The 23,283-nt window shown below is 36.8% G+C and carries 34 protein-coding genes and 1 pseudogene; 31 read left to right on the plus strand and 4 right to left on the minus strand.

The features are described 5' to 3' along the window. The 4 genes from QXQ25_02465 to QXQ25_02480 form a co-directional block, all read left to right on the plus strand. The coding region (locus QXQ25_02465; protein MEM0160570.1) for a transposase at positions 1–303 on the plus strand (303 nt) is incomplete at its 5' end. A 174-nt stretch (positions 304–477) separates the two neighbouring features. Beyond that, positions 478–1,008, plus strand: coding sequence for a nicotinamide-nucleotide adenylyltransferase (locus tag QXQ25_02470; protein MEM0160571.1), 531 nt, complete (start codon positions 478–480; stop codon positions 1,006–1,008). A gap of 1 nt (position 1,009) precedes the next feature. Then, positions 1,010–1,798: an ArsA-related P-loop ATPase gene (locus tag QXQ25_02475; protein ID MEM0160572.1), complete on the plus strand. Its 789-nt coding sequence runs from the start codon at positions 1,010–1,012 to the stop codon at positions 1,796–1,798. A gap of 23 nt (positions 1,799–1,821) precedes the next feature. Then, on the plus strand, positions 1,822–2,655 hold the full coding sequence (locus tag QXQ25_02480) for a molybdopterin-binding protein (GenBank protein MEM0160573.1): 834 nt from the start codon (positions 1,822–1,824) through the stop codon (positions 2,653–2,655). A 52-nt stretch (positions 2,656–2,707) separates the two neighbouring features. On the opposite strand, the gene QXQ25_02485 is transcribed toward QXQ25_02480, so the two are convergent. Next, positions 2,708–3,304 carry a peroxiredoxin gene (locus QXQ25_02485; GenBank protein MEM0160574.1) on the minus strand — a complete coding sequence of 199 codons (597 nt, stop codon included), beginning with the start codon at positions 3,302–3,304 and terminating at the stop codon, positions 2,708–2,710. Between the two features lie 112 nt (positions 3,305–3,416). On the opposite strand from QXQ25_02485, the gene QXQ25_02490 reads away from it, so the two are divergent. Then, on the plus strand, positions 3,417–3,668 hold the full coding sequence (locus QXQ25_02490; GenBank protein MEM0160575.1) for a KEOPS complex subunit Pcc1: 252 nt from the start codon (positions 3,417–3,419) through the stop codon (positions 3,666–3,668). Next, complete coding sequence (locus QXQ25_02495) at positions 3,655–4,020, plus strand: prefoldin subunit beta (protein ID MEM0160576.1); 366 nt, start codon at positions 3,655–3,657, stop codon at positions 4,018–4,020. Before QXQ25_02490 ends, QXQ25_02495 begins: the two co-directional genes overlap by 14 nt. Here the strand turns inward: QXQ25_02495 and QXQ25_02500 are convergent. Further along, positions 4,006–4,596 (minus strand): winged helix-turn-helix transcriptional regulator, encoded by a 591-nt coding sequence (locus QXQ25_02500; protein ID MEM0160577.1) that lies wholly within the window; start codon positions 4,594–4,596, stop codon positions 4,006–4,008. The genes QXQ25_02495 and QXQ25_02500 overlap by 15 nt on opposite strands. Before the next feature lie 240 nt (positions 4,597–4,836). Next, a complete protein-coding gene (gene queA, locus QXQ25_02505; GenBank protein ID MEM0160578.1) occupies positions 4,837–5,847 on the minus strand; it encodes a tRNA preQ1(34) S-adenosylmethionine ribosyltransferase-isomerase QueA in 1,011 nt (336 codons plus the stop codon). Positions 5,848–5,955: 108 nt separating this feature from the next. On the opposite strand from queA, the gene QXQ25_02510 reads away from it, so the two are divergent. From QXQ25_02510 to QXQ25_02555, 10 genes are all read left to right on the plus strand, one after another. Continuing rightward, positions 5,956–6,513, plus strand: a complete 558-nt coding sequence (locus QXQ25_02510; GenBank protein MEM0160579.1) for a 2-oxoacid:acceptor oxidoreductase family protein — start codon at positions 5,956–5,958, stop codon at positions 6,511–6,513. Positions 6,514–6,516: 3 nt separating this feature from the next. Further along, a complete protein-coding gene (locus tag QXQ25_02515; GenBank protein ID MEM0160580.1) occupies positions 6,517–6,831 on the plus strand; it encodes a 4Fe-4S binding protein in 315 nt (104 codons plus the stop codon). Continuing rightward, on the plus strand, positions 6,828–8,015 hold the full coding sequence (gene porA, locus QXQ25_02520) for a pyruvate ferredoxin oxidoreductase (protein ID MEM0160581.1): 1,188 nt from the start codon (positions 6,828–6,830) through the stop codon (positions 8,013–8,015). Before QXQ25_02515 ends, porA begins: the two co-directional genes overlap by 4 nt. Next, a complete protein-coding gene (gene porB, locus QXQ25_02525) occupies positions 8,012–8,914 on the plus strand; it encodes a pyruvate synthase subunit PorB (protein ID MEM0160582.1) in 903 nt (300 codons plus the stop codon). The genes porA and porB overlap by 4 nt, the downstream gene beginning before the upstream one ends. A gap of 6 nt (positions 8,915–8,920) precedes the next feature. Further along, positions 8,921–10,792: an indolepyruvate ferredoxin oxidoreductase subunit alpha gene (gene iorA, locus QXQ25_02530; GenBank protein ID MEM0160583.1), complete on the plus strand. Its 1,872-nt coding sequence runs from the start codon at positions 8,921–8,923 to the stop codon at positions 10,790–10,792. Further along, a complete protein-coding gene (locus tag QXQ25_02535; GenBank protein ID MEM0160584.1) occupies positions 10,785–11,381 on the plus strand; it encodes an indolepyruvate oxidoreductase subunit beta in 597 nt (198 codons plus the stop codon). The genes iorA and QXQ25_02535 overlap by 8 nt, the downstream gene beginning before the upstream one ends. 2 nt (positions 11,382–11,383) lie before the next feature. After that, positions 11,384–12,517 (plus strand): NAD(P)/FAD-dependent oxidoreductase, encoded by a 1,134-nt coding sequence (locus QXQ25_02540; protein ID MEM0160585.1) that lies wholly within the window; start codon positions 11,384–11,386, stop codon positions 12,515–12,517. 58 nt (positions 12,518–12,575) lie between these two features. Then, entirely contained in the window at positions 12,576–13,187 is a 612-nt protein-coding gene (locus QXQ25_02545; GenBank protein ID MEM0160586.1) for a MarC family protein, read from the plus strand. Positions 13,188–13,258: 71 nt separating this feature from the next. Then, positions 13,259–14,461, plus strand: a complete 1,203-nt coding sequence (folP, locus tag QXQ25_02550) for a dihydropteroate synthase (protein ID MEM0160587.1) — start codon at positions 13,259–13,261, stop codon at positions 14,459–14,461. Positions 14,462–14,588: 127 nt separating this feature from the next. Further along, positions 14,589–15,068, plus strand: coding sequence for a hypothetical protein (locus tag QXQ25_02555; protein MEM0160588.1), 480 nt, complete (start codon positions 14,589–14,591; stop codon positions 15,066–15,068). Here the strand turns inward: QXQ25_02555 and QXQ25_02560 are convergent. Further along, positions 15,048–15,578 (minus strand): AAA family ATPase, encoded by a 531-nt coding sequence (locus tag QXQ25_02560; protein ID MEM0160589.1) that lies wholly within the window; start codon positions 15,576–15,578, stop codon positions 15,048–15,050. The two genes, QXQ25_02555 and QXQ25_02560, sit on opposite strands and share 21 nt — an antisense overlap. Before the next feature lie 245 nt (positions 15,579–15,823). On the opposite strand from QXQ25_02560, the gene QXQ25_02565 reads away from it, so the two are divergent. The 15 genes and pseudogenes from QXQ25_02565 to QXQ25_02635 all read left to right on the plus strand — a co-directional run bounded on the left by QXQ25_02565 (position 15,824) and on the right by QXQ25_02635 (position 23,282). Next, on the plus strand, positions 15,824–16,822 hold the full coding sequence (locus QXQ25_02565) for a 50S ribosomal protein L3 (protein ID MEM0160590.1): 999 nt from the start codon (positions 15,824–15,826) through the stop codon (positions 16,820–16,822). 5 nt (positions 16,823–16,827) lie between these two features. After that, entirely contained in the window at positions 16,828–17,592 is a 765-nt protein-coding gene (gene rpl4p, locus QXQ25_02570; GenBank protein MEM0160591.1) for a 50S ribosomal protein L4, read from the plus strand. Continuing rightward, positions 17,589–17,846 (plus strand): 50S ribosomal protein L23, encoded by a 258-nt coding sequence (locus tag QXQ25_02575; GenBank protein MEM0160592.1) that lies wholly within the window; start codon positions 17,589–17,591, stop codon positions 17,844–17,846. Before rpl4p ends, QXQ25_02575 begins: the two co-directional genes overlap by 4 nt. A 10-nt stretch (positions 17,847–17,856) precedes the next feature. Continuing rightward, positions 17,857–18,561, plus strand: a complete 705-nt coding sequence (locus tag QXQ25_02580; GenBank protein ID MEM0160593.1) for a 50S ribosomal protein L2 — start codon at positions 17,857–17,859, stop codon at positions 18,559–18,561. Positions 18,562–18,577: 16 nt separating this feature from the next. After that, positions 18,578–19,024, plus strand: a complete 447-nt coding sequence (locus tag QXQ25_02585) for a 30S ribosomal protein S19 (protein ID MEM0160594.1) — start codon at positions 18,578–18,580, stop codon at positions 19,022–19,024. Positions 19,025–19,039: 15 nt separating this feature from the next. Continuing rightward, positions 19,040–19,492, plus strand: a complete 453-nt coding sequence (locus QXQ25_02590) for a 50S ribosomal protein L22 (protein ID MEM0160595.1) — start codon at positions 19,040–19,042, stop codon at positions 19,490–19,492. Then, a complete protein-coding gene (locus QXQ25_02595) occupies positions 19,489–20,142 on the plus strand; it encodes a 30S ribosomal protein S3 (protein MEM0160596.1) in 654 nt (217 codons plus the stop codon). The genes QXQ25_02590 and QXQ25_02595 overlap by 4 nt, the downstream gene beginning before the upstream one ends. After that, positions 20,102–20,302, plus strand: a complete 201-nt coding sequence (gene rpmC / locus QXQ25_02600; protein MEM0160597.1) for a 50S ribosomal protein L29 — start codon at positions 20,102–20,104, stop codon at positions 20,300–20,302. The genes QXQ25_02595 and rpmC overlap by 41 nt, the downstream gene beginning before the upstream one ends. After that, positions 20,303–20,569, plus strand: coding sequence for a stress response translation initiation inhibitor YciH (gene yciH / locus QXQ25_02605; GenBank protein MEM0160598.1), 267 nt, complete (start codon positions 20,303–20,305; stop codon positions 20,567–20,569). After that, complete coding sequence (locus QXQ25_02610) at positions 20,566–20,823, plus strand: ribonuclease P protein subunit (GenBank protein MEM0160599.1); 258 nt, start codon at positions 20,566–20,568, stop codon at positions 20,821–20,823. Before yciH ends, QXQ25_02610 begins: the two co-directional genes overlap by 4 nt. A gap of 2 nt (positions 20,824–20,825) precedes the next feature. Beyond that, positions 20,826–21,143 (plus strand): 30S ribosomal protein S17, encoded by a 318-nt coding sequence (locus QXQ25_02615; GenBank protein ID MEM0160600.1) that lies wholly within the window; start codon positions 20,826–20,828, stop codon positions 21,141–21,143. An 11-nt stretch (positions 21,144–21,154) separates the two neighbouring features. Next, positions 21,155–21,553 (plus strand): 50S ribosomal protein L14, encoded by a 399-nt coding sequence (locus tag QXQ25_02620; GenBank protein ID MEM0160601.1) that lies wholly within the window; start codon positions 21,155–21,157, stop codon positions 21,551–21,553. A gap of 10 nt (positions 21,554–21,563) precedes the next feature. Continuing rightward, a pseudogene (gene rplX, locus QXQ25_02625) lies at positions 21,564–21,905 on the plus strand (50S ribosomal protein L24). Between the two features lie 149 nt (positions 21,906–22,054). Beyond that, a complete protein-coding gene (locus tag QXQ25_02630) occupies positions 22,055–22,768 on the plus strand; it encodes a 30S ribosomal protein S4e (GenBank protein ID MEM0160602.1) in 714 nt (237 codons plus the stop codon). Next, complete coding sequence (locus QXQ25_02635) at positions 22,761–23,282, plus strand: 50S ribosomal protein L5 (protein ID MEM0160603.1); 522 nt, start codon at positions 22,761–22,763, stop codon at positions 23,280–23,282. The genes QXQ25_02630 and QXQ25_02635 overlap by 8 nt, the downstream gene beginning before the upstream one ends. Position 23,283 lies beyond the last annotated feature (1 nt).

A 23,283-nucleotide genomic window follows, 5' to 3' on the forward strand; every position in this document is an offset into this window, starting at 1 on the left:
TCGCGGATAGTATATCGAGATAAAGGGTACTATGGAGTAGAGCCAAGAGGCATAGATGGGACAATGGATAAAAAAGTAAAGGGAGAAGACAAATTGCCAATAGCATCGATACGGAGAAATCTAAGAATTTCGAAAAAACGGTCGATAGTAGAAAGGCCCTATGCAGTGATAAAGAGCATATTTCATGGAGGTCATGTATTGGTAACAACGGTGATCAGGGTTCGAGTAAAGGCAATGTTTATGTGTTTAGCACATAATCTATCCATAGTTTTATCATTGCAAAAACGGGGGTTGATAGCGTAAGCTATAAAAAAATCAATGAAAAAACGTGAAAAATAATAAAAATAAATGAAAAATGATCTAGGAAACTGCCTATTTTTGCAATTTTGAATGTTTTTTTATGATGTAAGTTAGAAATCGAGACATAATCATAAAATTTATTATAGTTATTAGATATCGTCAAAGGTGAATGTTAAGATGGTTAAGAGAAATCATAACAAGATCTCAATTTATCCAGGAAGATTTCAACCGTTTCATCTTGGGCACTTGAAAGCAATAAATTACATTTTAAAAGAGGAAAAAGAGCTAATAATAGTCATAGAAAATGCTACAGAATCTTTTACACTTTCAAATCCATTCACTGCTGGTGAAAGAATAGAGATGATTAGGAACACACTGAAAGTTGAGAATATAGATCTCACTAGAATCCTCTTAATTCCCGTATCAAATATTGAGAACAATGCACAATGGGTTAATTATCTAAAAACCATGCTGCCAGACTTTGATATCTGCTACTCTAATAACAATCTTGTAAAAGTTTTAATGCAGGAAGCAGGAGTAACGGTAAAAGAGATCCCATTTTTAAATAGGGATATATATCAAGGTAATCTTATAAGAGCAAGAATCATAGCTAATGAGCCTTGGAAAGAGCTGGTGCCAGAGCAAGTATACAACATCATTATGAATAAAGGTTTGGACAAAAGAATTAGAAGGATAAGTGAGGAATAGTATGATCTATTCATTTTTAGGCAAAGGAGGTGTTGGAAAATCTACAATTTCAACAGCATTTGCACTTGAGAAATCAGATCAGCGAAAAGAGAAGATTGCATTGATCACGTTTGACTTTATGCCTTCATTACATCATATTTTAAAAGATGGTCACGAAAATGTAGACATTTATGAATACTCTGAAGCTACAGTTGCAAATAACTGGATTGAAGAGTATGGAGAGGAAGTGTATGATCTTATTTCCAGTTTTTTTGATCTGGACAGATCTATAATTGATCATATTGCACGTGCTCCCGGTATAGCAGAAGAGTTTATGCTTTCAGAAATATTGGCAATGAAATCAAAGTATCGTACTATTGTATGGGATACAGCAGCTGCATCTTCAACCATGCATTTATTATTGGCTGAAAAAGAGTTTTATGATCATATAAGCAGGGACATTAAGTTTTATGTCAGTATAAAAAATATGTTGAATAAGATAAATAGGCATGGTAAAGATCCAATAACCATATTAAACAAATGGCAATTGCTCGCTAAAAACGTTTGGGAAATACTCGAAAAAGAGACGGTATTTTTTGTTATTGAAAATCAGGATGAGCTTTCTAAAATACAGGCAATGGAAATAGAAGAAGACCTTAAGAACATGGGATTGAGCATAAAAGCTCATATATTAAACAGATGCATTTCATGTGAGGGTACAATATCTATACCCGAGCTCAAAGGATCTGCATTAGAAACAGTTCAGAAGATTCGGTTTTATATTAAAGATAGCATGAAAGTTTACATTTAAAAAAGTTTCTGGAGGAAATATTAATGGCAGATCGCAATATGGTTGAAATACTAGTTACTGGCGATGAGATACTGAATGGTGATGTAGCAGATACAAATTCTACTTACCTGATTCGCGGCGTTACTAATCTTGGAGGCTATGTAACGCGTGTAGTTACGGTGCGGGATGATATCGAAACAATTGAAACAGAGTTAAACAGGAGCATAGCAAATCATCCAAAAGTCATAATAACTGTTGGAGGATTAGGACCTACACCCGATGACCTAACTTTAAAAAGCATCGCTTATACATTAAAAAGAGATATGGAGATTAATGAAAAAGCTTTGAAATTCATAAAAGATAGATATGAGAAACTCGCGAAAAATAAGATACTTGAAGATGGGACATTAACAGCACCCAGAATTAAGATGGCCACATTGCCAAAAGGATCTATTGCACTTGAAAATCCAGTCGGCAGCGCGCCGCCCGTTTTAACGAGAGTCAATGATATTATTATAATATCTTTGCCCGGAGTACCGGCAGAGTTAAAATCTATATTTGAGAAAGTTTTAAAACCGATCTTAGTCCATGAATTTGGAGATCGCATATTTTTTGAGAAAGTATTGGTTTTAAGCTCTAGGGACGAGTCTAAAATTTCAAGTGTATTGAAAGAGATCTCAGATAATTATAAAGACTTGTATTTCAAATCAAGGTCACAGATATTCGGATCTGATAATAAACTGACAATTACAGTGGCGATGAGGGGTGATACTATGGAAGAAATAGATAAAAAAATAAAGAGTGTAGTTGAAGATCTAACAGCAAAATTGTTGAAAGTAGGAGTAAATATAGAAAATAGTGAGCTACATCTCAGCTAAAGATCTGAAAATTACTGTTTTTCTCAAACATCTGCAACATTTAAATAAAAAATTAGAGTTTTCCAATATCTTTTACAATATTTATATCCAGTGCCTTATCTCCAATTTTCCAGTTTGCAGGAATCGCGCACATATGTCCTTCCTCAGAAGGTGTATCATGCAAATATTTCAGGCCCATAAAAGCAGTGTAAATGTGTGTTGCATCTTTGCCAAGTCCGTCATTGAATAGAGAGATATACTGTACTTTTCCTTCAGGATCTATTATAACAACGCCTCTTCTTGCAGATCCTGCGCTTAAATTTAAAAATCCATAATCTGTAGATATTTTTTTGTTAAAATCCTCCAGCATCGGTATTTTGCTATTTTTTACTCTTGGAGAAGTGCCCACCCATCCTTTATGAGAAAACACGCTGTCAGTACTAACTGCGAAAATTTCGGCGTTGTTGCTTTTAAAATCATCATAAATCTGCATAAAAGCTTCAATGTCTGTAGCGCATACAAACGTAAAATCACCAGGGTAGAACGTCAATATTACCCACTTTCCGCGAAAATCAGAAAGCTTCACATTTTCGATCTTATCAGTGCTCGGAAAATATGCTTTTGTGGTAAACTCTGGAGCGATCTCTCCAATATCTATTAAACTATTCATTTTACATCACCAGTTTAACAAAATTAATGGCACCTATAAAAATATTTTGTTATTTTTTCAGCTATAATATCGATAATAATTAAATACCACTAAAAGATATGGTTTAGAGAGTATGAGTTATTCAGAAACCGCCGAATTTGAATTTGAGGAACCGGACGCAGAGATAATATATCAATCTCTGATAGTGGAGAGTTTAAGAGAAATTCCAAGAACTAAAATTGAGCTTTCGACGAAAGACAAAATACTGAAGCTGATAATATATGCAGAAGATCTAAATGCTCTAAGATCAGCGATAAACTCATATTTAAGATGGATAAATTTATCAATAAATATACTGGAGTTGAAAAAAAATGGTAGAACTTAATTTAAGCCCTTACTTACAAGAAAAATTGAAGCAGGCTCAAAATTTACAGCAGCAATTAGAAAGTACGTTGGCGCAGAAGTATCAGTATGACATAAAAATAAAAGAGCTTGCAAAGACAATTGAAGAATTAAGCAAGATAAAAGATGATTCCAAGATATACAAGAATGTGGGAGCTATCCTTATAGAAGTGAAAGACAGAGCAATATTATTGAAAGAATTGCAGGATGAAAAAGAGACTCTTGAAGTAAAATCAAAAACAATGGAAAAGCAGCAAAAATTTTTAGAGGATAAATACAAAGATATTCAGGCTGAGTTTGCCAAGGCATATGGCCAGAAATCAGAGAGCAGTTAATCTCTCTATTTTTTTCAGGTATTCTGACTTGCAGACATTGCAGCAAAAATATTTGTTTTCTCCTCCAACTTTTGCAATTACAGGTTCTCCCTTGATATCCCCCTTGCAATAATAACACTTGATCTTTAACATTGTGTCTTTTTCAAGCATAGTCTCATTTTCTGATTTATGTTCAGAAAGTATTGAATATCGTTTATAGTTCACCATCTCCTGAGAAAGAATCTCTAAAAACTCATGTAACTTCTCGATATTTTTGTAGACGTATGTGACTATTATTACATTCGATTCTGCATTGAGAATTTTTCTTACATTTTCGAGGCCTGAAAGCTTATCTAGGAAACTCTTTAATTTTTTAGGGTCACATTCTATTATGAAAAGGTCTTTGTAGTTCCCAAGTTTAATAAAATCCAATTCGGTAGTATATTTCTTGATCAATTCTAACCGTTCAAGAATTTTAATTTTTGAACTTACGGTAGGAGTGCTAATATTAATTTTTTTTGCGATTTTTCTGTGCGATATTCTGGAATCCTCGATAAGCAAAGACAGAATTTTTAAATCGATGTCATCTAGCTTCATAAGTATATAAAAAACTTTTAGATATTAAGTTTTTGTTATATTTCTATGACGGTAATATAAGGTTGGATAAATAATATTTTTTACTCAAATTTTTTATGTAAGTATTTGCCTTATATCAGAATTAAAAGAGTATTCGCTACGGTAATTCAGAATGATCTAACCATCAATTTCAGCCAGAGTTATACGTTGATTTATAAAAAGAGAAATACGTTTAATTTTTATGCGCAGTATGATAAAAAATTAATCATTTTTTGGGAGATATGGAAATACCAACATAGCGTCTCCAAAGCTGAAAAATCGGTACTTGTTTTCAACAGCAATTCTATATGCTCTCATAATATTTTCATATCCTGCAAATGCTGAAACTAACATCAAGAGAGAAGATTTTGGAATGTGAAAGTTGGTAATCAGTGCAGCTACACCGCTTTTAAATTTATATCCTGGATATATGAACAGATCTGTTTTCGTAGTGTTGCTCATAATCTTTCCATCTTTAGCAGAGCTTTCAAGTGCTCTCATAACAGTAGTTCCAACGGCTATCAATCTGCCGCTTCTATTGTTGATCAGGTCTGCAGTATCATTTGAGATACTATAATACTCATAGTACATTTTATGGGTAGTAATATCCTCTTCTCTGACCGGTGCAAAAGTGCTGAATCCTATATGTAAAGTAATATATCCTATTTTTACTCCTTTATACTCAAGGTTTTTTAAAAGCTGGCTTGTAAAATGAAGCCCGGCAGTAGGCGCAGCAAGAGAGCCATTATTCTTGGCAAAAATAGTCTGATATCTATCTGCATCTTTTAACTCTTTTTTTATGTACGGTGGTAGTTTTACAGTAGCAACATTATCTAGATCTGGCTCTTGTTCAAATTCTATAGTTCCAAACCCTTCATTTTTCTCTATTACCTTCCCTCTCAAACCATTGAAATCTAAAATTGTTCCAATTCTCACATTTTTTCCGCCTATAATAGCAGTGCATACATTATCTTTTTTAGAAGTGATCAGAGCCTCAACTTTTCCACCAGTTAATTTTTTTCCGATCATTCTTGCTTTCAGTACCTTTGTGTCATTGAATATTATCAAATCGTCTTTTTCCAAATAATTGATTATGTTATAAAAATAGTCATGAATTATTTTGTCTTGATTGAGTACCATCAATTTTGAATGGTCTCTGGGATCTACCGGATCCTGCGCAATCAATGTTTTAGGAAGATAAAAATCATATGCTTCAAGGCTATTTAAATTCATAATTTACCCTAAATTAGCAGCAATTATTAATGATTTCTATTTATATTATATTCTACATATAACAAAATATTTTATACAATAAAGAATTATAGGATTGGTGTAAATTATATGTATGAGATAAGATTTCATGGTAGAGGTGGACAAGGTGCTGTTATAGCATCTGAGATCTTAGCAACAGCATTTTTTTATGAGAATAAATACGTATCCTCGTTTCCATATTTTGGAGTAGAACGAAGAGGTGCGCCTGTAACTGCTTTCACTAGAGTTGATGATCAACCGGTGCTAGTCAAATCTCAAATTTATGCTCCAGATTTTGTAGTAGTATTGGATCAGGCGCTCATAGATCAAGTTAATGTTACAGCAGGACTTAAAAAAGGTGGCGCAATTTTGATAAATTCAAACAAAGATCCTGATTTTTTTAAGTATGATTCTGCAGTAGCTACAGTCAATGCAACAGAGATAGCGTTATCTCATAATCTAGGCTCTTCCTCTGCACCGATTGTAAATACCGCAATAGTCGGTGCGTTTGCAAAAGCTACCAATACAGTATCTATAGATTCTGTTTGCAAAGCAATCAGGGACAAGATAAATATCTCTCCGGAGGAGAACGTGAAGGCTGCAATTGAAGCCTTTGAAAATACAAAACTAAAAAAAGAGGTGAAATGAAATATGCCAGGTTTTCCAACACCTATAACAACAGTGCCAAGCACCACCAATAAAACTGGTACTTGGAGAACATTCAAACCGGTGATTGATTACAAAAAATGCATCAGGTGCATGATTTGCTGGAAATTCTGCCCTGAACCGGCAATAATCATAGTTCCTAATGATAAATATGGATACCCAAATCCCGCAATATCAAAACTTGACGCGCCAGAGATCGCCTATGATTATTGTAAAGGATGCGGGATCTGTGCCAACGAATGTCCAGTGAAATGTATAAACATGGTATTGGAGGAGCATGAGGAGGGTGGATCAATATGAAAACTATGCTTACAGGCAATGAAGCTGCGGCACATGGAGCCAGATTGGCCAATGTAAAGATTATATCTGCCTATCCTATCACACCACAGACTACAATCGTTGAAAAAATAGCAGAATTTGAAGCTAATGGAGAAATCGATGCAAAATATATACGTGTAGAAAGCGAGCATTCTGCAATGGCAACTTGCATAGCTGCCGAAAATACAGGAGTCAGAACTTTTACGGCCACATCTTCGCATGGGCTGGCTTTAATGCATGAAATGTTAATGTGGGCTGCAGGGGCAAGACTGCCGATTGTGATGAGCGTAGTAAACAGAGCTATGGGACCGCCATGGTCAATCTGGTCTGATCAGCAGGATACCATTGCACAGCGTGATACTGGCTGGATGCAAATTTACGCAGAGAACAATCAGGAAGTACTTGATTCTATATTGATGGCTTATAAAATTGCCGAGGATCCCGCAGTATTATTGCCAATGATGGTGATAGAAGATGCATTCATACTTTCGCATACTACAGAGTCCATTGACTTGCCATTGAAAAAAGATGTGCTTAAGTTTTTGCCTGACTATAAGCCAGAATTTAAGTTAGATATTTCAAATCCTGCAGGATTTGGATCATTAGTTATGCCAGACGGCCCGTTCATGGAGTTCAGGCATAAAAGTGAAATCGCATTGGAACAAGCAAAAACCATAATAAAAAAGGTAGATCTGGAATTTAAAGAGCAATTTGGCAGGTCATATGGAGGCCTTGTTGAAAACTATATGACAGAAGATGCAGAGTATATAATCACAATGTTAGGCAGCACTGCCTCTACTGCAAAATATGTTGTAAACAAAATGCGCAGTGAAGGCAAGAAGGTAGGATTATTAAAGATTCGATCGTTCAGGCCATTTCCGGTAGAAGAGATTCGTAACACTGCCAAAAACGTAAAGGTGCTTGGAGTAATGGATAAGAGCTATACATACGGGCATGGTGGTGCACTGTTCAATGAAGTCACATCATCACTGTACAATCATAAAAGTGCGATAGTAAAGAATTACATTACTGGGCTGGGTGGCAGAGATATTACGCCGGAGCTGATTGAACAAATGTTTGAAAACATGATACAGATAGGAAAGAGCGGGCTTGATAAGGAGATCGAGTGGGTAAATTTAAATATTGATTTGGAGGCGAGTTTATGAGAAATCTGACTATACCAGAGCAGGAATTGATGTTACCGGGGCACACTGCATGTATGGGCTGTGGAGCAACAATCGCCATGCGCTATGTTTTAAAAGCACTGGGAAAAGATACAATATTGTCAATACCTGCCTGTTGCTGGGCAGTTATCCCGGGCGTATACCCTGCACGAGCACTGGAAGTTCCTTTGCTATATACAGCATTTGAGGTTACTGGCGCTGCCATATCTGGCATAAGAGAGGCTTTGAACGTGCAAGGGAAAGAAAACATTAATGTTGTAGGTTTTGCTGGTGATGGCGGTACTGCAGATATCGGAATACAATCGCTAAGCGGTGCAGTTGAACGCGGGCATAATGTGTTTTACATTATGTATGATAATGAAGCATATATGAACACAGGGATCCAGAGATCCTCAGAAACGCCGTATGGAGCATGGACCACTACCACGCAGATCGGCAAGCTGAGAGACTGGAAAAAAGAGCAGAAGAAAGATATGGTTGCAATAATGGTTGCTCATCATATTCCTTACGTTGCAACAGCCAGTATTGGCTATCCGGAAGACATGATTAAAAAGTTACAGAAGGCGAAGGATATTGAAGGTCCTAAATTTTTTCACATCTTTGCATCATGTCCTACAGGCTGGAAATCTCCACCTGCCAAAAGTGTAGAGATCGCAAAATTGGCAGTTGAAACAAAAATATTTCCTCTTTACGAGGTAGTTAACGGTGTTTATAATATTACATACAAACCACAGAAGAAAGTTGATATTAAAAAGTATCTCGAGTTGCAAGGTAGATTCAGGCACTTAACTGATGAAGACATAAACGAGATCCAGAACATTGCTGAAAAGAATTATGAACAGCTACTAGAAAAAGAAAAATGGACAAACTCCAAGTTGTGAGTAGAGATGCCCTATAATTATCTTTATGAAGATAATGTAAATAAAACGTATTTCATACTTTCGAACGAGGCCATAGTGAGGGGTGCACTGGAAAGCGGTGTAGACATTGTAGCTACCTATCCTGGCACACCCACATCCGAGATTGGAGACATATTTTCAAAAATTGCAAAAGATGCAGGAGTCTATTTTGAATATTCTACAAATGAGAGTGTTGCGCTTGGTGTAGCTGCAGCTGCAAGCAGTTCTGGTCTAAGAGCTATGGCTTTTATGAAGCATGTGGGTTTAAATGTAGCCTCAGATTTTTTGATGACCACAGCATATATAGGTGCCAAAGGTGGCTTTGTGATCATTACAGGCGATGATCCATCAATGCATTCTTCCCAGAATGAACAGGACAACAGACATTATGCCGAACTTGCACACTTACCATTAATAGAGCCATCATCACCACAAGAAGCAAAAGATTTTCTCAAGCAGGCTTTTGATATCTCAGAATCTTTGAAGCTTCCGGTTCTTTTCAGGACCACTACGAGAGTTAACCATTTAAGGGGACAGGTAACGTTCGGAGCGCTTAGGAAAAACAAGAAAAAATCAGAATTTATAAAAGATCCAGAGAGCTTAGTGCCATTGCCGTCCAATGCTTACAAAATGCGTAAGAGTCTTGAAGAAAAAAATAAGGAAGCGCTAAAATATTCAAACGATTCAACACTGAACAAAATTGAAGACGCGCAATCTGAATATGGGGCGATAACAAGCGGAGCAGGATATAATGTTTTGAAAGATGTAATAACTGATAATAGTATAAATATCAAACTGTTAAAATTAGGATTTACGAGACCTGTTCCTGATGCTTTAATTTTAAAATTTATAAAATCTGTAAAAAAGCTGATAATTGTGGAAGAGCTGGATCCTTATTTAGAGAAAGAGGTTAGAACGTTAGCGCAGTTAAATGGAGTAGATATAGAGATATTTGGTAAAATGAACGGCTATTTTCCAAGCATGTACGAATATAATTCTGATGTAGTATACAGTGGCATAGCAAAGGCACTGAACCTAAAAACCTTGGAAAACCCGAAATTTGAAGCAGATCTAAATATACCATCAAGGCCGCCGGTACTGTGCCCCGGCTGTCCGCATAGAGCTACATATTATGCGACTAAGACAGCATTGAAACAGCTCAGAATTAACAATGCAATAGTATCCTCCGACATAGGCTGTTATACATTAGGAATACAGAAACCATATGAACTTGCAGACTTTTTGCTTGCAATGGGCTCTTCGATCAGTGCTGCTACAGGATTTGCCAAAGCCACAGATCAGCCTGTAATATCATTTATTGGTGATTCCACGTTTTTCCATAATGGTATACCGGGTTTGATCAATGCAGTGCACAATAAATCCAATTTATTACTGATTATTCTTGATAACCGCACCACTGCAATGACAGGGCATCAGTCTAATCCGGGAATGCCTATTGACGGCATGAACCAGCAGGCTCCAGAGCTATCAATAGAAAATATTGTGAAGGCTATAGGCGTAGAGTTTGTAAAGGTAGTTGATCCGTACGATCTGAAGACAATGACTAAAGCGATAAGAGAAGGATTGGAGTATCCAAAGACCTCTGTGATTATTGCTAAAAGAGAGTGTGCATTGCTTATGGACGCTAGAAACAGAAAGAATTCTACATGGACTACATATCACATAAATCAGGATAAATGTACACAATGTATGAACTGCGTATCTCACTTTTCTTGTCCTGCCATATTTACAGAAAACGGAAAAGTTTACATAAACGCCACGCTATGCGATGGATGTGGAGTATGTGCAGAGCCGCAAGTTTGTGGATTTAAAGCAATTGAGGTGAGCAAAAGTGACTAATCTCAGCATCTTATTTGCGGGTGTGGGCGGAGAAGGTGTGGTTACAACTGGCGCTGTTTTAGGAGACACGCTTACCAGAAAGGGTATTAAAGTGGTAATGTCAGAGGTACATGGGATGGCGCAGCGCGGTGGCATTGTGACAGTAGAGATGAAAGTGGGGGCTTGCAACAGTCCTATCATAGGCATAGGCAAAGCAGACATAATTGTGGGGTTTGAGCCTATTGAAACGTACAGAGTGCTAAATAAAGGAAACAAAGATACAAAGATAATAATGAACAGCAGCAGGATCGTACCTTTTACTGTATCTGTAGGAGAATCGGAGTATCCTGATTTTGATAAGATCGTGGAAAACATTAAAAAATACTTTAATAGTTTGTATATTATAGATGCTGAGTCGCTGGCAATCAAAGCCGGTAACTCAATTGTCGAGAACATTGTGTTATTGGGTGCTCTTACAGCATTGAATATTATTCCTGTGAACAAGGAAGATGTTATGGAGAGCATAAAGACTGCATTCTCAAACAAGCGTTATGAATCAATGAATATTACTGCGTTCGAGCTTGGATATAACTTCATTAAAGCACATTAAAAATGGAAGACATAATAATAATAGGTGGCGGTCCATCAGGTCTGAAACTTGCGTCTATAGTGGGTAGATACATTAATACAACAATTTTGGAAGAACATTATGAGATCGGCAGGCCCAGCCATTGTACAGGGCTATTTTCCAAGCCAGTGTTTGAGATGGCGTCTGCAAAAGCGGTGACTAATCGAGTGCGTGGAGCTATTATTAAACTTGATGATCTGGAATTCTCAATTACCAAGAAAGAGGACGTAGCTTATGTGGTTGAAAGAAGCGATTTTGACAAAAACATGGCATATGAAGCAATCAATAACAATGCCAAGCTTCAGCTAGGAGCCAGAGTCAAAGAAATAATTAAAAGTAATAACAGAACGATAGTAAAATACAGGAAAGACGGAAACCTGAAAGAGCTGGAAGGAGCAGTAATAGTTGGAGCGGACGGATATGCCAGTATGGTGAGAAGATACATGAACCAGAGTGTACCCAAATTTCTGGGTGGCATACAGCTGAGGGTTTCAGGTGCATCTATAGATGATGATTATGTAAAAATACTGATTGGCTCTGATATTGCGCCCGGCTTTTTTGGATGGATCGTGCCAGAAGGAGAGAAAATGGCTAAAGTGGGGCTTGCTACAGACAAAGGGTATGCGGTTCAGTTTCTTAAAAAGATATTAAAAGATGAAACATTGAAAAATGCTAGGATTCTTGCAGTAGAAGGGGGCGTAATACCGATAGGAACGGTCAAAAACATGGTATTTGAAAACTTAATGTTAATTGGAGATGCTGCTGGATTTGTTAAAGCCACATCCGGTGGTGGAGTGTACATGGGCTTAAAAAGCAGCATCAATGCATCGAAGGTAATATTAAATCATTTTAAAGATAGTTCATACAGCCTTACAAACTTCGAAAAATTGAATGCAAAGCTTTTGAAAGAGCTTAAAATAGATCTGAAAATTCACAATATCTATTCATCTTTTTCAGACTCTGAGCTAAAAGATCTTTTTACTATTTTAAGCAAGAGAGAGAACGTGGAAATAATAGAAAAGTATGGGGATATAGATTACCCTTCAAAAGTTGCATTCGCGCTTTTAAAGCGTAATCTGGCACTTTTAAAGTATGGATCTAGATTACTGAAAAAGTGAGTTTGCATATAATAAAATATATATTATGCTATCATTTATCTATTAATCCGGTGATAGTTTGGACATAGTAGATCAGTTTTTGCATATATTCATTCCCATATTCGTTATAGTGGATCCATTTGCGTCCGTAGCTTTATTTATCAGTTTAACTGCCGGGCTTCCAAAACCTGCAACGGATAAGATCATAAAAGAGTCTGTGTTATGGGGGTTTTTGATATTGCTAGTATTTGCATTGATCGGCTCTTATATTCTTGACTTTTTCGGGATAAGCATAGAAGCATTAATGATCGCAGGAGGATTGTTAATGCTGATCGTGGGTATAGAGATGGTAAGAGAGGGAGATAAACCAAGAGCCACAAGAAAAGGACAGGAAGAAGAAGAGATTGGTGATATAGGTATAGTGCCTCTGGCCACTCCGATGCTTGCGGGCCCAGGTGCCATATCCCTGATGATCATACTGGTTGCAAACTATGACTTATGGATTGTTTTAATATCGACAATACTGGTATTTTTGATTGTGTTCTTATTTTTCAAGTTTTCATCGATGGTATACAGTGTGCTTGGCATGAAAGGCGCAAGAGCGTTTACGAGAGTGATGGGATTGTTGGTAGCGGCATTTGCAATGCAATATATACTTAACGGTATTGGAATATGGTACATACATCTATGATATTTGTGTACCATAGATTTCCTTAAGATTAAAGCAAAAAAGATATATTACGATTCATATCATATGATCTGATGTTTAATGCACATGTAAAAGTATTGACAGGTTCTAAGATTGACACTGAGATGGAAAAAATAAAGGTTGCGAGAGAGGGTATTGAAATAATGAAGCCAAAAGCACAATTTTTCATAGTGAAGCTAGAGCAGGTTCCAATAAAGGATGCCATAATCCTAAAGCAGGAATCTTTAAGCTGCGGGTGTGATGCAGCATTGGCATGGAATGTAGTATCTTTAAAGGCAGAGTTTACCGACGCGCTGGTATTTGGCTCTGGAAAGGAACTGGAATTATTAATAAAAAAAATGAAAAAGCAACCTTTTAACGGTAAGAAAATAGCAGAGGAAATAGAAGTAGCAGTATCCAATTTTCAGAAAAGCGAGTATCAAATCTCAACAGTCTCTAAGGTTATAAAAATACCTTATAGAAGGGTGATGGGAATACTTAACATCACACCTGACTCTTTTTCTGATGGTGGGAAGTATATTGATCCAGATCATGCGTTAGAGCGGGCTAAAGAGATAGAAAGAGAAGGCGCAGACATATTAGATATCGGTGCTGAGAGCACCAAACCTTATTCAAAACCAATATCTATAGAAGAAGAACTGAATCGACTGATGCCCGTGCTTGAAGCAATAAGGGACCAGATAAAGATTCCGATATCCATTGATACTTACAAATGGCAGGTAGCAGATAAAGCTTTAAAATTAGGAGCGGATATAATCAATGATGTTTACGGACTCAAAGACGAAGCCATGTTAAAGGTCATAAAAGATTTTGGTGCTGGAGTAGTGATAATGCACATGAAAGGAACCCCGCAAACTATGCAGAACGCACCTCATTATGATGATCTGATCTCTGAAATATCTCGATTTTTAAAAGATAGAGCCACAACAGCTATAATGAATGGCATTGAACCTGAAAAGATTATGATAGACCCGGGTATAGGGTTTGGAAAAACTGTAGAACATAATTTAAGCATATTAAACAACCTGCAGGATTTAAAGAGTTTAGGTTTTCCGATTGTTGTAGGAACTTCTAAAAAAGGATTTATTGGAGAGATAACTGGAACTCCGGTAGAAAGAAGAATGATGGGCAGCTTGGCTACGGCATTGATAGCAATGCATAATGGTGCATCCGTGATAAGGGCTCATGACGTGAAAGAAACAAAAGAGATAATCAAGATATTTGAATCTGTAACAGCTGAGAAAAAATATAGTTAGAAAAAGCGATTATATATAGTGTATGATAAGGTATTAACAATGAAAACTAAGGGATGAAAGGGCTTTGGGTTATACCCACAAAGTTTAAGCATCAAAGAGATGATAACTTTCAAAGGTGACTGTTAAGATGGTTAACAAAAATCCTAACTTGAAATATGAGTGCCCAATTTGTTTTGCGCCGTTAAAAATCAATGACGAAAAAATGGTTACCTGTCCTTACTGTGATGCATTGTTATATAATGTCGAAGGCACTTTAAAGCTCGTTAGCTCATATCCATGGTGGCAAAAAAAAGACCCATCGTTTGAAGAATACAAAAAACAGTATGGAGCATCGGGGATGATTAGAGCCGGAGATATATTAGAGCTATATGTATTCAAAGATGATAGTTGGTTTTTGATTTTTAATAATGTAATTTACAAAAAGAAAGCTGAACAGAGCTCTGAGCCTGATAAATATGATAAGAAAATTGAGGCTAAAGTGTCATACATATATGGCAGAATTCCGGTTTTTACACCTTTGAATTTTCAGACTGTAATATACTCTAACAATAACTGGATCATAAAGAAAGAGGTTTTCAACTACACGTTATTCGAGCGTGTGCAATAATTTTATGATCTGCTTTTTAAATAGATCAAGGGATTCTGTATTTACAAGCATCATGTCAGCAAGTATGAACACAGTAGCGAGCCCCCAAGAAAGTTCTCTGCGATCTCGTTCTTTGAATTCTTCCAGAGTTTTTGGATCGTCAGGTCTGTTTCTATTTTTTATCCTCTCATATCTCTTTTTCTCATTTGCGAATATTCCTACTACAATAAATTTTTCTTTCAGATGCTCTTTGAAATATTGGATTTCTTCAATATTTCTTATGCCATCTATAACAGTGTTTTCAGCATGAATATTTTTAATCGTTCTTCGTGCCCAAATATCCATACCATTATTTACTCTTTCTTCGTTAGCAATCTTACCAACTATTGAATTTTCTAAATTTAAGCCTAATGATTTTACGTAACTTCTTACAATATCCCCCATCCTTACAATTTCATAGCCATGTTTTTCAGCTTCAATTGCAAATTCTTCTTTACCGGATCCGGGCATACCAACAACAAGGATATTCATCATTAATGAAATTGGCAATAACTATTAAATTGTATCGGTATATTTTATTCTATACATTATATAATTTATATTATTTAATCAATAACTATTTATACCACATAAATATCTCTCTTTTTACTCAACGAGAGATTAGTCAGACGGATCATGGGACAATTCTATATGAATTCCCGAGGCAGAAAAATCAATAATATTTTGATTTTCCTGATCATTCGTCACGACTGATTCAGTATTCGGAGGAAATTAAAATGGCAACACCAAATCATTCTAGGAGAGGCTCTATGGGATACTATCCCAGAAAAAGAGCCAAAAAGATAGTGCCAACAATATCTACTTGGCCTGAATTAGATGAAGGACCGAAAGTTCAAGGATTTGCAGGATATAAGGCGGGAATGACCCATGTAGTAGTAGTGGACTGGAGAAAGAAAAGCACTACTGCAAACCAGGAGATAGTTTTACCGGTGACGGTAATAGAAGTTCCGCCAATGAAAGTGTGCGGTATAAGGTTTTATGAGCGCACAACGTATGGGTTAAGCATTTTTGAAGAAGTATGGGCTGCAAACTTGGACAAAGAGTTATCAAGAAAGATCAGCATACCAAAAAAAGCGAGTGAAAAAGATTTAAAAGATCTGGATAGAAGCAGGGTTGAAGAAATAAGGCTCATTGTTTATACGCAACCTCATCTCGTATCTTCACTGCCTAAAAAGAGGCCGGAGATTATGGAGGTACAGGTTGGGGGCGGTAAGATGGATGATAAAATAGATTATGCAATTAAGTTACTGGGAAAAGAGATATCTTTTTCTGATTTTTCAGAACCTGGAAAATTTGTAGATGTAATTGCAGTTACAAAAGGGAAAGGATTTCAGGGGGCAGTAAAAAGATTTGGAGTGAAACTATTACCCAGAAAGAACAGGAAACACAAAAGGATGGTTGGAACACTAGGGCCTTGGCATCCTAACTATGTTATGAACACTGTACCTATGGCCGGGCAGATGGGGTATCAGCAAAGGACTGAATACAATAAGAGAATAATTTATTATTCTAACAATAACGGAGAATCAATAACTCCAGCAGGAGGGTTCTTGAATTATGGAATTGTAAAAAACTCATATATCCTAGTTCATGGATCGGTGCCTGGAGCAGTGAAGCGAATTATCAGATTTAGAGATCCTATCAGAATGTCTGGAGAGAATGTGAAAGATATCAAGATAACATATATTTCAAGAGAATCTAAACAAGGAGTGTGAATTGGGTGAAAGTTAATGTTTACAATATAAGAGGCGGAATTAAAGGTCAAATTGATTTACCAGAGCCATTTACGTTTGCATACCGGCCAGATTTAATAAAAAAGGTTATTCTTGCAATACAGTCAAATGGAAGGCAGCCTTATGGAGCATATAAATATGCAGGAACCAGGCGCGTAGGCCATAACTGGGGCCCAAATCATGGGCGCTCAAGAATACCGCGCAGACCTGATGGTGATCGAGGTGTTCTTTTAGGTAATATGGTCGGCGGCAGAACTGCGCATGCACCTAGAAGCAACAGGAACTGGACTAAAAAAATAAATAAAAAAGAAAATCTAATTGCAAAGTTTTCAGCTTTATCACAGACTGCAAATAAAGATGCTGTAAGAAGCAGGGGCCATAAATTTAATGAAGAGATAACGTTCCCTATTATTGTAGAAAATGAAATTGAGAATATCAAAACAACTAAACAGGCAGTAGAGATATTGAATAGTTTAGGCATTTATGAGGACGTGGAAAGATCTAAGGATCGCCAGAAGATAAGGGCAGGAAAAGGAAAATTAAGGGGCAGAAAGTACAAGACCCCTAAAAGCATTTTACTGGTAGTGAAGTCCAGGCCCAGTTCACTAAAAAGCTTTGCGAATCTATCAGGGCTGGAAATAGTATCTGTGGATCAGCTAAATACATATGACCTAGCACCGGGTGGAAATGCAGGGAGATTGACTGTTTATACAGAAGAGGCTATAGACACCATAGCGAGGTGGAAAATATGAATCCATATTCTATAATATTGAGGCCTTTTGTTACAGAAAAATCGTTGTTTGCAATAGAGAAAGATAACAAAATAACTTTTATAGTTAAGAGAAATGCAACAAAACTAGAAATTAAAGAGGCATTTGAAAAAATGTTCAATATGAAAATAATTAAGATAAACACTATGATTACAAGAAATGGTAAGAAAGCTATAATCACTTTAGCTCCAGAACACAATGCTGGAGAGCTGGCTACGAGACTAGGAATATTCTGAGGTGAATAATATGGGAAAGAGAGTTAGAAGCAGAAGACGCGGGCGAGGAACTGGAGTGTATTTAGCACCAAGCCACAATTACGAGATCGAGATAAAGCATCCCTCTATTGAGGAAGGTTTAGGAGAAGTACTTGAGATTAAAAATGACATTTCACACACATCACCTGTCGCAGTAGTTAAATTAAACGACAAGAAATATGATATGATCGCGCATTCAGGAATGTATGTTGGTCAGAAAATTGAGGTCGGCATTCATGCGCCGATTAAGAATGGTAATATATTGCCATTAGGTTATATACCTGATGGTACAATGGTATACAATATAGAGATCAGACCTAATGATGGTGGTAAGTTCGTGAGATCTGCGGGCACATATGCACAGATAGTTTCGCATGGTGAAAAAGTAATGATTCTTTTGCCATCCGGACAAATGCGTGCCTTTGACCCGAGATGCAGGGCAGTTATAGGAGAGCCTGCAGGATCTGGCAGGCCCGACAAGCCTTTTATAAAGGCTGGAAACAAGATTCATGCTTATCAGAGCAAGGCAAAGAGGCCTTATACAGTTCGAGGTGTAGCGATGAATGCCTTAAATCACCCTCATGGTGGTGGAAATCACCAGCATGTAGGTAGGCCTAGCACGGTCAGTAAAAATGCACCGCCAGGCCGCAAAGTTGGGAGATTCGGACCTGTGAGAAAGAGATTAAAGAGGCGATAAAATTATGGCAAAGAAGATGATTGTATCTGCAAAATCAACAAGGCGAAAAAAGAGGAAAACGCAAAAGCTCGCGATGGAACGAGCCAAGGAATTTAGTTATAAAGGATATACACTTGACGAATTGCTTGAATTGAAGATAGAAGAGTTGATCACGATATTGCCAGCAAGAGCAAGGAGAACTTTAAAGAGAGGGTGGAATGAAGAGCAGAGCAAGCTGGTTGAAAAGCTATTAAATTCTGACAAAGAGGTAATTAAGACTCAAATCAGAGATGTTGTGATAATTCCACAGTTTGTTGGCAAGAGAGTTATGGTTCACAATGGAAAAGAGTATTTAGAATTTGAGATTAAACCTGAGATGATTGGTCATTATTTAGGAGAGTATTCACTCACCAGGCGAGAGATCAAACACTCAAGTCCGGGTGTAGGTGCTACCAAGTCATCCAAGTACGTACCTTTAAAATAAACTGGTGATATAAATATGTTAAGATATACAAATCAGCTTAAAGGCGAAAAAGTTGTGCGAGCAAGAGGAATAGATCTTCCGATATCGCTCAAAGACTCTGTAGTAGTATGTAATTTCTTGCAGGGAATGAATTTAAATGAAGCAAAAGATTATCTGAAATTAGTAATTGACAAAAAGAGGGCAATACCCTATAAATATTATATGAGAAATGTAAGTCATCAAAAGGGGATGGGTCCTGCACGATATCCTGTAAAAGTGTCACAATATATTTTGACAGTGCTTGCAAATCTGGAAGCAAATGCTGAAAATCAAGATTTAGATTTAGATTCTATACAACTCATTTCGATACTTGCGAAAAAAGCTAGAACTGTGAAAAAATACATGCCCAGAGCGCAAGGTAGAGCAACTCCATTTTTTAAGACGAGGGTATATGTGGAAATAATAGCTAAAGAGGTAGTTAATAAATGAATGAGCGTAAATTTGTACAGGAAAACATAAAACGAGTGTTATTAAAAGAGTATTTAAAAAGAGCAACTGACGCTGCCGGATTTGGAGGCATAGAAATTCAGAGAACTCCTTTAGGCACTAGAATAATACTGGAAGTAGAGAAGCCAGGTTTAGTGATAGGGAAGAAAGGAGACAAGATCAAAGAGATCACATCAGTGATCGAGAAAGAGTACAACATTGAAAATCCGCAGATAGAAGTTAGACAATCTGACAATCCTAACTTGAACAGCTTAATAATGGCAAAAAAGATTGCATCCGCTTTAGAGTCAGGGTGGCATTTTAGGAGAGCAGGGCACTCGACATTAAAGAGGATAATGGATTCTGGTGCAAAAGGCGCTCAGATAATCATTGGCGGTAAGATTGGAGGAGATAGGGGCAGAAGAGAGAAGTTCACAGATGGAAAGATAAAGTATTCTGGCAAACCTGCAGAAAGCATGTTTGTAGGATATGCTGTAGCAAAGACAAAGCCCGGGATAATCGGAGTGACTGTGAAGATTCTAACCCCTGATAAAAAGTTGCCTGATGAAATAACTATTGTTGAAAAGAAGGTAGTAAAGGAGAGTAATAAAAATGACGGAGCTAAGAGCGAAGGAGATAAGGCAGTTGAATAAAGAAGATCTTGCAAAGAAGCTTGATGAGTTGAGAGCTGAATTATTGCATGAGCGTGGAATATCTTCCATGGGCGGTGCGCCTTACAATCCAGGCAAAATAAAGTCTTTGAGAAGACAGATAGCAAGAATCGAGACCATTACGCGGGAGGAAAAGAAATAAATGAAAATAGAAGACAGCATTATAAATCCTATTGATTCTAACGAATTAAAAATCTCAGTTACAAAGCGCAGATATGGAAAGTATATGACTGTAATCGCGGGCTTTGATCTCAAAACCGTGGATATTTCAGAGCTTGCAACGACACTAAAAAGGAAGACGGCAACAGGTGGTACTGCGAAAGATGGCAGAATTGAGTTGCAGGGAGATCAGAGAGAAAGAGTGAAGAAGATATTAGAAGATTTAGGTTACAAGGTAGATACAAAATGAATTACTATACAACCGAGCTGATAGGGTTCGATGTCAAGATATTAAAATCTTCCAACCCATTACATTGCGGGGTAGAAGGAAAGATAGTAGATGAAACAAAAAACATGGTTTATATTGAGAGCTCTAACAGGATATTAAAAATACCAAAAAAAGGTACGGTTTACAAAATTGATAATTATTTGGTTGATGGTACAAAACTGATGTTAAGACCTTATGAAAGAATTTCAAAATTTGTTAAAATGGAGGATTGTTAAATATGAAAAATATCGGAATAGATGTAAAGGCACCTGAGTCCGAATGCCATGACAAGAACTGTCCATTTCATGGATCTTTGAGTGTAAGGGGGCAGATTATTGAGGGAATGGTAGAATCGGACAAGATGAATAAAACAGTAGTGGTAAAAAAAGAGTTTCACAGGTATGATAAAAAATACGAGCGATACAAGAAAGAGAGTAGCAAATATCATGCGCATTTGCCAGATTGTATAAAGGTGAATATTGGGGACAAGGTCAAGATAATGGAATGCAGACCGTTGTCAAAGACAGTGTCATTCGTAGTAATAGAAAAATTATAAGGTGATTAAATATGAAAGGTTTAGCTGGGAAACAGACGCGTGGATTACCCACTGGAGCAGAATTAGATTGCGCTGATAACACAGGCGCGAAGATAATTGAGATAATCACCGTGCTAACGTATCATAACACAAAAAACCGGCAGCCGGCAGCAGGTGTTGGAGATGCTATAGTGGTAAGCGTGAAAAGAGGAAATCCAGAAATGCGAAAGAAGGTGCTCAGGGCCGTTATAATAAGGCAAAAAAGGCCTTTTAGAAGGGCAGATGGCTTATGGGTTAGATTTGAAGATAATGCTGCAGTGATTGTAACAGAAACGGGTGAGACTAAGGGAACCGAGATCAAAGGGCCGGTTTCTAGAGAAGCTGCAGAAAGATGGCCCAGAATTGCAGCGATAGCCTCTACGATATTATAGGTGATTAAAGATGGTACAGCCAAGAAAGGTAAGAAAAGATTATTATACGGAGCCAAAACATGTGATTAGGAAAAACATATCATCACATTTGAGCAATGAGTTATATTCAAAATACGGTACAAGATCATTATCTGTAGTCAAGGGAGATACCGTAAAAGTGCAAAGGGGCAAATTTAAGGGATTTGAAGGAAAAATATCTAAAGTAAATGTAAAAGATCGCAAATTAGCGGTAGAAGGAATCACTATTTCAAAATCTGATAAAAAGCAGGTTTTGTATTATTTAGATGCTTCTAACTTGTTGATCACAAAGTTAAGCTTAGATGATAAAAAAAGAATTGAGAAACTCAGGAAAATAGCGGAAATTAAAAAGATAGCATTTGAAGAGCCTGAACCGGAAAAAGAGGAAACTACAGAAGTTAAGGAAGAAGTTAACGAGGAAAAAGCAGAACCTGAAAAAGCAGATGAAGAACCTTCAGAAGAAAGTAAAGAAGGAGGATCAGTATGAGTAAACATTTAAAGAGGTTAGCAGCGCCAAGGATATTGAAGATATCCAGAAAAGTGGATCCATGGTTAGCCAAGCCTAGAGCTGGGCCTCACAGATCTGAGGATAGCATAGCATTAGGTGTAATTATAAGAGATATATTAAAACTGGCTGACAAGGCAAGGGAAGCTAAAAGGATAATTGTAAGCAGAAACATTTTTGTTGATGGAAAAGTAGTAACAGACCCCAAATACTCGGTCGGATTGATGGATATAATTTACATTAAAACTACAGACAAATACTATAGGTTAATTTATGATAATAACGGTATTTTGAGAGTGATGAGCGTTCCAAATGAAGAAGGGATCTGGAAGCTTGTAAAGATTCATAAAAAAGTTACTTTAAAGGGTGGAAAAACTCAGATTATACTACATGATGGCAAATCAATATTATCTGAAGAGAAGAGCTACAAGGCAGGAGATACCTTAAAAATAAGTCTCCCTGACTTAAAAGTGATAGATCACTATCCTTTCAAACCGGGCAGTTATGTATTAACTATTGGTGGGCAGAATATCGGTAAGATTGCAAAAATAGAAAGTTATATAAAGACAAAATCCACAGCTCCTAACAGTGTCAAATTCAAAGAAGGCTTTGAATCTACCAAAGAGAATGTATTTGTCATTGGCACGACTAAAGCTGAGATCAGAATTCCAGAGGTGAAATTAGATGAGTAATGTTATGAAAGAGGTTGTTTTAGACAAGGTAGTATTGAATATTGGTGTAGGAGAAGGTGGAGAAAAGCTAAAAAAGGCAGAGAATGTTTTAAGATTGCTCACAAACAAAGATCCAGTGACCACAATATCCAAAAAAACAATCAGGGACTGGAACTTACGCAAAAATCAACCTGTGGGTGTGAAAGTAACATTAAGAAAAGCAGAAGCATTAACATTTTTAAAAAGAGCATTATGGGTAAAAGATTTCAAAGTACCATCTTATTCATTTGACAATAATGGAAACTTAAGTTTCGGTGTGAGGGATTACACCACCTTTGAGGGCATGAAATATGATCCAGACATTGGGATATTCGGATTAGATGTAAATGTTAGCTTTAAAAGAAAAGGTGGATACAGAGTAGAGTTAAGGCGCATAAGAAGCAAAAAGCTATCTTCTAAAGAGAGAGTAAAAAGGGAAGAAACTATGGAATATATGATCAAGAATTTTAATCTAAAAGTAATAGAGGTGAAATAAC

Source organism: Thermoplasmata archaeon (assembly GCA_038729465.1).
Classification (GTDB): domain Archaea; phylum Thermoplasmatota; class Thermoplasmata; order Thermoplasmatales; family ARK-15; genus JAVRLB01.

Bases quoted from the DNA above. Each gene is read 5' to 3' on its own strand.
- QXQ25_02470 (MEM0160571.1), top strand. From the start codon at position 478: ATGGTTAAGAGAAATCATAACAAGATCTCAATTTATCCAGGAAGATTT.
- QXQ25_02475 (MEM0160572.1), top strand. From the start codon at position 1,010: ATGATCTATTCATTTTTAGGCAAAGGAGGTGTTGGAAAATCTACAATT.
- QXQ25_02480 (MEM0160573.1), top strand. From the start codon at position 1,822: ATGGCAGATCGCAATATGGTTGAAATACTAGTTACTGGCGATGAGATA.
- QXQ25_02485 (MEM0160574.1), bottom strand. From the start codon at position 3,304: ATGAATAGTTTAATAGATATTGGAGAGATCGCTCCAGAGTTTACCACA.
- QXQ25_02490 (MEM0160575.1), top strand. From the start codon at position 3,417: ATGAGTTATTCAGAAACCGCCGAATTTGAATTTGAGGAACCGGACGCA.
- QXQ25_02495 (MEM0160576.1), top strand. From the start codon at position 3,655: ATGGTAGAACTTAATTTAAGCCCTTACTTACAAGAAAAATTGAAGCAG.
- QXQ25_02500 (MEM0160577.1), bottom strand. From the start codon at position 4,596: ATGAAGCTAGATGACATCGATTTAAAAATTCTGTCTTTGCTTATCGAG.
- queA (MEM0160578.1), bottom strand. From the start codon at position 5,847: ATGAATTTAAATAGCCTTGAAGCATATGATTTTTATCTTCCTAAAACA.
- QXQ25_02510 (MEM0160579.1), top strand. From the start codon at position 5,956: ATGTATGAGATAAGATTTCATGGTAGAGGTGGACAAGGTGCTGTTATA.
- QXQ25_02515 (MEM0160580.1), top strand. From the start codon at position 6,517: ATGCCAGGTTTTCCAACACCTATAACAACAGTGCCAAGCACCACCAAT.
- porA (MEM0160581.1), top strand. From the start codon at position 6,828: ATGAAAACTATGCTTACAGGCAATGAAGCTGCGGCACATGGAGCCAGA.
- porB (MEM0160582.1), top strand. From the start codon at position 8,012: ATGAGAAATCTGACTATACCAGAGCAGGAATTGATGTTACCGGGGCAC.
- iorA (MEM0160583.1), top strand. From the start codon at position 8,921: ATGCCCTATAATTATCTTTATGAAGATAATGTAAATAAAACGTATTTC.
- QXQ25_02540 (MEM0160585.1), top strand. From the start codon at position 11,384: ATGGAAGACATAATAATAATAGGTGGCGGTCCATCAGGTCTGAAACTT.
- folP (MEM0160587.1), top strand. From the start codon at position 13,259: ATGTTTAATGCACATGTAAAAGTATTGACAGGTTCTAAGATTGACACT.
- QXQ25_02555 (MEM0160588.1), top strand. From the start codon at position 14,589: ATGGTTAACAAAAATCCTAACTTGAAATATGAGTGCCCAATTTGTTTT.
- QXQ25_02560 (MEM0160589.1), bottom strand. From the start codon at position 15,578: ATGAATATCCTTGTTGTTGGTATGCCCGGATCCGGTAAAGAAGAATTT.
- QXQ25_02565 (MEM0160590.1), top strand. From the start codon at position 15,824: ATGGCAACACCAAATCATTCTAGGAGAGGCTCTATGGGATACTATCCC.
- QXQ25_02575 (MEM0160592.1), top strand. From the start codon at position 17,589: ATGAATCCATATTCTATAATATTGAGGCCTTTTGTTACAGAAAAATCG.
- QXQ25_02580 (MEM0160593.1), top strand. From the start codon at position 17,857: ATGGGAAAGAGAGTTAGAAGCAGAAGACGCGGGCGAGGAACTGGAGTG.
- QXQ25_02585 (MEM0160594.1), top strand. From the start codon at position 18,578: ATGATTGTATCTGCAAAATCAACAAGGCGAAAAAAGAGGAAAACGCAA.
- QXQ25_02590 (MEM0160595.1), top strand. From the start codon at position 19,040: ATGTTAAGATATACAAATCAGCTTAAAGGCGAAAAAGTTGTGCGAGCA.
- QXQ25_02595 (MEM0160596.1), top strand. From the start codon at position 19,489: ATGAATGAGCGTAAATTTGTACAGGAAAACATAAAACGAGTGTTATTA.
- rpmC (MEM0160597.1), top strand. From the start codon at position 20,102: ATGACGGAGCTAAGAGCGAAGGAGATAAGGCAGTTGAATAAAGAAGAT.
- yciH (MEM0160598.1), top strand. From the start codon at position 20,303: ATGAAAATAGAAGACAGCATTATAAATCCTATTGATTCTAACGAATTA.
- QXQ25_02610 (MEM0160599.1), top strand. From the start codon at position 20,566: ATGAATTACTATACAACCGAGCTGATAGGGTTCGATGTCAAGATATTA.
- QXQ25_02615 (MEM0160600.1), top strand. From the start codon at position 20,826: ATGAAAAATATCGGAATAGATGTAAAGGCACCTGAGTCCGAATGCCAT.
- QXQ25_02620 (MEM0160601.1), top strand. From the start codon at position 21,155: ATGAAAGGTTTAGCTGGGAAACAGACGCGTGGATTACCCACTGGAGCA.
- QXQ25_02630 (MEM0160602.1), top strand. From the start codon at position 22,055: ATGAGTAAACATTTAAAGAGGTTAGCAGCGCCAAGGATATTGAAGATA.
- QXQ25_02635 (MEM0160603.1), top strand. From the start codon at position 22,761: ATGAGTAATGTTATGAAAGAGGTTGTTTTAGACAAGGTAGTATTGAAT.